This window comes from Streptomyces sp. NPDC054956 (assembly GCF_053609185.1).
This window is the reverse complement of sequence record NZ_JBSGXB010000372.1, coordinates 1-6,551: the sequence shown is the minus strand read 5'-3', so window position 1 is coordinate 6,551 and position 6,551 is coordinate 1. Positions and strand designations below refer to the sequence as shown.

Sequence of the window (6,551 nt, the reverse complement as noted above, 5' to 3'; positions counted from 1 at the left end):
CCGCCCAGGGTGGGGGGGGGGGGGGCCCCCCGTGTTGGGGCGGGGGGGGGGGGGGGCGCCCCCCCCCCCCGGGGGGGGGGGGGGGGCGCCGGCCCCGGGGCCTGGGTCGCGGGCGTCCGCGCCGGGGAACCGCGCCGGGCGGGCCGGCAGGGCGCCGCGTCGGGCGGAGTCGAGGGGGACCACGCGGGCCGGGCCCGGTGGGTGGGCCCGGCGCGCGCTCGGTCCGGCTCGGCCGGGGCCCGGCGACCAACCAGGACCCGGCGGAGCCGAAGCGCGCCGCCCGCCTGCCGTGGAGTGTCGGGCAGACAGCAGGACGGGCGGCGCGGTTGACGGGTCGTCGCACTGTACGAGGGGGAGCCGACGACCCGAGCTACCTCTTGGCGAGGCCCTTAAGTGAAGCGCCCGCACGGCCCCCGACGGCAGGGTGCGTATCGCATTTATGCGCGTACTCGGTTCACACCCCGTGTGAACCGCGCACCCACTACGCTGACAGCGACGAGCCCTTGGAGCGGCCCATGCAGCCCAATGCCCTGCTCGACGCCCTCCTCGCCGAGGCGGGCATGTCCCACGCAGGACTCGCCGCGCACGTGAACCAGGCGGGCCGCTCCCGCGGACTGGCCTTGCGCTACGAACACACCGCCGTCGCCCGGTGGTTGAAGGGCCAGCGCCCCCGGGGCCAGGTCCCGGACCTGATCTGCGAGGTGATCGGGGGCCGGCTGCGGCGCTCGCTCTCGCTGGACGACGTGGGCTTCGGGGTGCCCGGGCAGCCCGCCGACCCGGACGGATCCCCGCTCAGCGGCTTCGTGGACCGCGCGGCCGCCCTGTGGCGCTCCGACGGCCACGGCCGCCAGTGCCTCGCCGCCGGGGCCCTGACCGGTACGCCCGCCGTGATCCCGGTGTGGGAGTGGGAGAACCCGCCGGAGGACGCCGACGTCTCCCGCGACGGCCCGACCCGGGTGGGCCCCGAGCACATCGAGATCCTGCGGGCCGCACGCGCGCACTACGAGCTGATGTACCGCCGCGCGGGCGGAGTCGCGACCCGCGACCGGATCGTGCGCTTCCTCGGCACCGAGACCGCCCCGATGCTGCGCGGGAGCTACTCCGACGACCTCGGCCGCAGCCTCTACCGGGCCGGCGGCTCCCTGGTGGCGGTGGCGGGGATCTGCGCGTACGACTCGGACGCGCACGGGCTGGCCCAGCGCTACTTCCACCAGGCCCTGCGGCTGGCCAAGGCGAGCGGGGACCGAGGGCTCGGGGCCTACGTGATCGCGCTGATCGTCAACCAGTGCCTGCACCTGCGGGAGTTCCGCCAGGCCGTCGCCTTCGCCGAGGCGGCCCTGCGCGCGGCGGGCCGGCACACCACCCCGGCGCTGGCCGCCGATCTGTACGCCATGCAGGCCAAGGCCTACGCCCAACTCGGCGACACCACCGCAGCGTTGGCCTGCATCCGCCATGCCGAGGCGGCCGCCGAGCGGATCACGCCGGGTACGGAGCCGGACGAGACGGGGTACGTACAGCCCGGGCTGGTCAACGTACAGGTGGCCGAGGCGCTGTTGGGGATCGGCGATCTGCGGGCGGCCCACGAGCAGGCGGCGGCCGCGGTCGGAACCCCCGCGCACGACCGGGGCCGGGTGCACCGCCTCGCGATGCTGTGCGAGATCCAGCTGCGTCAGGGCGAGGCCGACCAGGCAGTGGCGGCGGCGGCCGAAATGGCCGAGCGGGCCCGGGGGATGGAGTCGCTGCGGCTGCGGGACCGGCTCAGGGCGGTCCGGGAACAGCTGCTGACCAGCGGATGTTCGGGCGCGGAGGAGACCGCGGAGCTCATCGACGGGGCGCTGCGCGTTCCCCTGTGAGGGCTTGAACTGCTGCCATGTTGCCACCTACTCGATCGGAAGGTGGCACAACCGTGCAGTGGACGAACTTGAGTGAGCAGACCGTGTACGCGAACCGCTGGTTCGATGTGAATCTCGCCGACGTGGAGCTCCCCGACGGCCGGCACCTGGACCACTTCGTCATCCGGCTGCGCCCGGTCGCCGTGGCCACGGCCGTCAACGAGGCCAACGAGGTGCTGCTGCTGTGGCGCCACCGCTTCATCACCGACAGCTGGGGCTGGGAGCTGCCCGCCGGGGTGGTCGAGGACGGGGAGTCGCTGGAGGTCGCCGCCGCCCGGGAGATGGAGGAGGAGTCGGGCTGGCGGCCCGGACCCCTGCACCACCTGATGACCGTCGAGCCGTCCAACGGGCTGACCGACGCCCGCCACCACCTCTACTGGGCGGACGGGGCCACGTACGTCGGGCACCCCGAGGACGACTTCGAGTCCTCGCGCCGCGAGTGGGTACCGCTCAAGCTGGTGCCCGACATGATCGCGCGCGGCGAGGTCCCGGCCGCCAACATGGCGGCCGGGCTGCTGCTGTTGCACCACCTGCGGCTCGGCTGAGCCGGCCGCCGGTCGTCCGGTCCGGGGACCGTCAGCTGTACGGGTAGAAGCCCGAGCCGGTCTTGCGGCCGAGGCGGCCGGCGTCGACCATCCGCTGGAGCAGCGGGGGAGCCGCGTACAGGGGCTCCTTGAACTCCGCGTACATCGAGTCGGCCACCGAGGCCACCGTGTCCAGACCGATGAGGTCCGCGAGCTTCAGCGGGCCCATCGGGTGGGCGCAGCCCAGCTCCATGCCGTTGTCGATGTCCTCGCGGCTCGCGATGCCCGATTCGAACATCCGGATCGCGGACAGCAGGTACGGGATCAGGAGCGCGTTGACGACGAAGCCGGAACGGTCCTGGGCGCGGATCGCGTGCTTGCCCAGCACGCCCCCGACCAGGGCCTCGGCCCGCTTGATCGTCTCGTCGCCGGTGGTCAGCGCCGGGATCAGCTCGACGAGCTGCTGCACCGGGGCCGGGTTGAAGAAGTGGATGCCGATGACCTGGTCGGGCCGCGAGGTCGCGACGGCCAGCTTGACCAGCGGGATCGAGGAGGTGTTGGAGGCGAGGATCGCGTCCGGGCGGGTGATCACCTGGTCGAGGACCTGGAAGATCTCCGTCTTGACCTGCTCGTTCTCGACGACCGCCTCGATGACGAGGTCGCGGTCGGCGAACTCGCCGAGGTCGGTGGTGAACGACAGGCGGGCCAGGGTCGCGTCCCGCTCCTCCTCGCTGATCTTGCCGCGTTCGGCGGCCCTCGTCAGCGAGGTGTGCAGGCGGGTGCGCCCGAGTTCGAGGGCTTCGCCGGTGGTCTCGGCGACCATCACCTCAAGACCGCTGCGGGCGAACACCTCCGCGATGCCCGCGCCCATCTGGCCACAGCCCACTACGCCGACGCGTGCGATGTCGTCTGGGAGGTCCGTCACATCGTGCCTTTCGCTGCTCATCCATCGCGGGTCCCCCGTACTCGTGCAGTGGTAACTGCGTTCCGGCGCCCGCCACGCCCCCCGACGTTACCCCCGTCCTTGCCCGGCGCGGCGGGCCGGGGCGGGCATGCTGGGCGGACACGAGGCAATGTCACGGAGCGGAACGGAGTCGTCACATGACGTACATCGGGAGGCGGGTCATCGGGAGGCGCGCCATCGGGAGAAGGGAGATGCTGGCCGGCGCGGCCGGGGTGCTGGCCGCGGCGGCGACGGCGGCCCCGGCACGGGCGGACCGCGAGGCGCAGGCACCCCGGGCAGCGGAGGCCTCGCGGACACCGCGGGCTCCGAAGGCGGTCGCGGCGGATTTCCGCGGCATGTGGACCGCCTCCGTGCAGAACGTGGACTGGCCCTCCGAGAGCGGGCTGTCCGCCGCCGAGCAGCGCGCCGAACTCCTCGGGCTCCTCGACACGGCCGTGGCCCGCCGGCTCAACGCCGTGATCCTCCAGGTCCGGCCCACCGCCGACGCCATGTGGCCCTCGGCGCGCGAGCCCTGGTCCCAGTGGCTGACCGGGGAACAGGGCGTCGACCCCGGCTGGGACCCGCTCGGCACGGCCGTCGCCGAAGCGCACGCCCGCGGGCTGGAACTGCACGCCTGGTTCAACCCGTACCGGGTGGCCAACCACACCGACCGGAGCCTGCTCGTCCCCGAGCACCCGGCGCGCCGCAACCGGGGCTGGACCGTCGCCTACGGAGGCAAGCTCTACTACAACCCCGGTCTGCCGGAGGTACGGCGCTTCGTGCAGGACGCCATGCTCGACGCCGTCGCCCGCTACCCCGTCGACGGGGTCCACTGGGACGACTACTTCTACCCGTACCCCGTCGAGGGCCGGGACTTCGACGACGACGCCGCGTACGAGAAGTACGGCCGGTCCTTCGCCACCCGCGCCGACTGGCGCCGGCACAACACCGACACGCTGGTCCACGAGATGTCCGGGCGGCTACGGGCGCTGCGCCCGTCGGTGCGCTTCGGCATCAGCCCCTTCGCCGTCTGGCGCAACTCCGACAGGGACCCGCTCGGTTCGCCGACGCGGGCGGGCATCGCCACGTACGACGACCTGTACGCGGACACCCGCAAGTGGGTGCGCGAGGGCTGGATCGACTACATCGCGCCGCAGGCCTACTGGCAGATCGGCCATCCGACCGCCGACTACGCGGCCATCGTCCCCTGGTGGGCGCGGACCGTCGCGGGCACCGAGGTCCAGCTCTACGTGGGCGAGGCGCTGTACCGCTGCGATCCGGAGAGCTCCACCGCGGCCTGGCGCGATCCGCGGGAGCTGTCGCGGCACGTCCGCTTCGCCCGCGGCTACCCGGAGGTCCGCGGCCACGCCTACTTCTCGGCGAAGCAGGTGGTCGCGGACCCCAACGGGGCGATGGCCAGGGTGGTCGCCGACCACTACCCGGCCGTGGCGCCGCCGCGCTGAACCGGCGAAACGCCGGACCGGTTCAGTGCTCGTGTTCGGCCGGGTGCTTCACCACGCAGTCCGGGCCGGGGGACATGACGGCCTCGTGCCCGTCCGTGAAGCGGACCCGGTAGGGAGGGGTGCCGTTCTCCCCGAGCACCTGGGTGATCTCACCGACCTTGTCGTGCTGGCCCACGATCCTGCCGTGCTGAACCAGCTGGTCGCCCTCGGTCGCGCGCATAGCTGACCTCCTCGGTGGCGGTCCGATCCGGTGCTAGCAGTTTAGGTCGTTCCGCCATCATTTGACCCGTCGGGTCACTGCTTGGCCCGCTGGGTCGCGGCGATGCAGACGAGAACCGCGCAGGCGGCGACGGGTGCGGCGGGGGACAGCCGCTCGCCGAGCAGGGCCACCGACCACACCATGGTCAGCAGCGGCTGCGCGAGCTGGAGCTGGCTCGCGCGGGCCGCGCCGATCTCCGCCATGCCCCGGTACCAGACGTACAGGCCGAGGAAGGTGGAGCCGATGGCCACCCAGGCGAGCCCGGCCAGTCCGTGCCAGGTGAGGTGGACGGGCTCGTGCGAGAGCCCGATCGCGGAGCCGGCCAGCCCCAGCGGCAGACACAGCACCAGCGCCCAGCCGATCACCTGCCAGCCGGGCATGACCCGGGCCAGACGTCCGCCCTCGGTGTACCCGGCCGCGCACACGAGCAGGGCGCAGAAGAGCAGGGCGTCGCCGAAGGAGAGCGAACCGCCGCTCTGGGCCAGGGTGAAGCCGAGGACGATCACGGCCCCGGAGACGGCGGCCGCCCAGAACCGGCGCGGCGGCCGGGCGCCCGTGCGCAGCGAGGACACGACGGCGGTGGTCAGCGGCAGCAGGCCGACCACGACGGCGGCGTGCGAGGTGGTGGAGGTCTGCAGCGCCAGGGTGGTGAGCAGCGGGAAGCCGATGACCACACCGCCCGCGACGACCGCGAGGCCCGCCCAGTGGGCGCGGTCGGGGAGCGGTACGCGCCCCGCCAGCAGGCAGACGCCGGCGGTCAGGCCCGCGAGGACGCAGCGCAGGGTGAACAGCGACCAGGGGCCGAAGCTCTCCAGGCCCCAGGCGGTGGAGGGGAAGGTCAGCGAGAAGGCCACGACACCGGCACAGGCGAGGGCGGTGCCGCCGCCGAACCGGCGCACCCGCGCGCCGGCCGGCGCGGGGGTCGATGCCGGGCTCCGCATCGCGTCCCGGACCGCTGCCGCGTCTCCGGTCGCATCCTCAACTGCTATCGCGGAGACTGGAGTAGCGCTATTCTTTGCTGTCATGTATGAGCGTAGCAGTGTGGCGGAACTGGCGGAATGCCTGCGGTCGGAGTTGAACCGCTACCCGCTGGATGGAAAGCTCCCCTCCAGCCGGGCCCTGGTCGAACGCTTCCGGGTCAGCCCCGTCACCGTTTCCAGGGCCCTGGCCCAGCTGTCCGCCGAAGGCCTCGTGGTCACCCGCCCCGGAGCCGGGGCCTTCCGCGCCAGGCCCCGTACGCCTTCCCCCGCGCCCGGCGACACCTCCTGGCAGGCCGTCGCCCTCAGCGCGGAGGGGGCCGACGAGATCGTCCCGCGCTCCGTCGACGCCTCCGGGGTACTGGTCACCCTCGCGGCCCCGCCGGCCGGGGTCATCGAACTCCACAGCGGCTACCTGCATCCCGCGCTCCAGCCCGAGCGGGCCATGGCGGCCGCCCTCGCCCGCGCCGGACGGCGCCCCGGAGTGTGGGGG

The 6,551-nt window shown here is 73.5% G+C and carries 7 protein-coding genes; 4 read left to right on the top strand and 3 right to left on the bottom strand.

The window, feature by feature from the left end:
* Positions 1-515: 515 nt before the first annotated feature.
* Both ACWGDE_RS34350 and ACWGDE_RS34345 read left to right on the top strand, forming a co-directional pair.
* Positions 516-1,853 carry a transcriptional regulator gene (locus tag ACWGDE_RS34350; RefSeq protein WP_453392976.1) on the top strand — a complete coding sequence of 446 codons (1,338 nt, stop codon included), beginning with the start codon at positions 516-518 and terminating at the stop codon, positions 1,851-1,853.
* A 53-nt stretch (positions 1,854-1,906) separates the two neighbouring features.
* Positions 1,907-2,437: an NUDIX hydrolase gene (locus ACWGDE_RS34345; protein WP_453392975.1), complete on the top strand. Its 531-nt coding sequence runs from the start codon at positions 1,907-1,909 to the stop codon at positions 2,435-2,437.
* Between the two features lie 31 nt (positions 2,438-2,468).
* Here the strand turns inward: ACWGDE_RS34345 and ACWGDE_RS34340 are convergent, their stop codons facing one another.
* Entirely contained in the window at positions 2,469-3,362 is an 894-nt protein-coding gene (locus tag ACWGDE_RS34340) for a 3-hydroxybutyryl-CoA dehydrogenase (protein ID WP_453392974.1), read from the bottom strand.
* Between the two features lie 155 nt (positions 3,363-3,517).
* On the opposite strand from ACWGDE_RS34340, the gene ACWGDE_RS34335 reads away from it, so the two are divergent.
* A complete protein-coding gene (locus ACWGDE_RS34335) occupies positions 3,518-4,822 on the top strand; it encodes a glycoside hydrolase family 10 protein (RefSeq protein ID WP_453392973.1) in 1,305 nt (434 codons plus the stop codon).
* A gap of 22 nt (positions 4,823-4,844) precedes the next feature.
* Here ACWGDE_RS34335 and ACWGDE_RS34330 read toward each other — a convergent pair whose 3' ends face one another.
* Together ACWGDE_RS34330 and ACWGDE_RS34325 are read right to left on the bottom strand one after the other, a co-directional pair.
* On the bottom strand, positions 4,845-5,042 hold the full coding sequence (locus ACWGDE_RS34330) for a DUF1918 domain-containing protein (protein ID WP_453392972.1): 198 nt from the start codon (positions 5,040-5,042) through the stop codon (positions 4,845-4,847).
* A gap of 74 nt (positions 5,043-5,116) precedes the next feature.
* On the bottom strand, positions 5,117-6,106 hold the full coding sequence (locus tag ACWGDE_RS34325) for a DMT family transporter (protein ID WP_453392971.1): 990 nt from the start codon (positions 6,104-6,106) through the stop codon (positions 5,117-5,119).
* Here ACWGDE_RS34325 and ACWGDE_RS34320 point away from each other — a divergent pair.
* On the top strand, positions 6,105-6,551 hold a 447-nt coding region (locus ACWGDE_RS34320), incomplete at its 3' end, for a GntR family transcriptional regulator (RefSeq protein WP_453392970.1). The two genes, ACWGDE_RS34325 and ACWGDE_RS34320, sit on opposite strands and share 2 nt — an antisense overlap.

Coding starts and splice junctions, on each gene's coding strand:
- ACWGDE_RS34350 (WP_453392976.1), top strand. CDS start 516: ATGCAGCCCAATGCCCTGCTCGACGCCCTCCTCGCCGAGGCGGGCATG.
- ACWGDE_RS34340 (WP_453392974.1), bottom strand. CDS start 3,362: ATGAGCAGCGAAAGGCACGATGTGACGGACCTCCCAGACGACATCGCA.
- ACWGDE_RS34335 (WP_453392973.1), top strand. CDS start 3,518: ATGACGTACATCGGGAGGCGGGTCATCGGGAGGCGCGCCATCGGGAGA.
- ACWGDE_RS34330 (WP_453392972.1), bottom strand. CDS start 5,042: ATGCGCGCGACCGAGGGCGACCAGCTGGTTCAGCACGGCAGGATCGTG.
- ACWGDE_RS34325 (WP_453392971.1), bottom strand. CDS start 6,106: ATGACAGCAAAGAATAGCGCTACTCCAGTCTCCGCGATAGCAGTTGAG.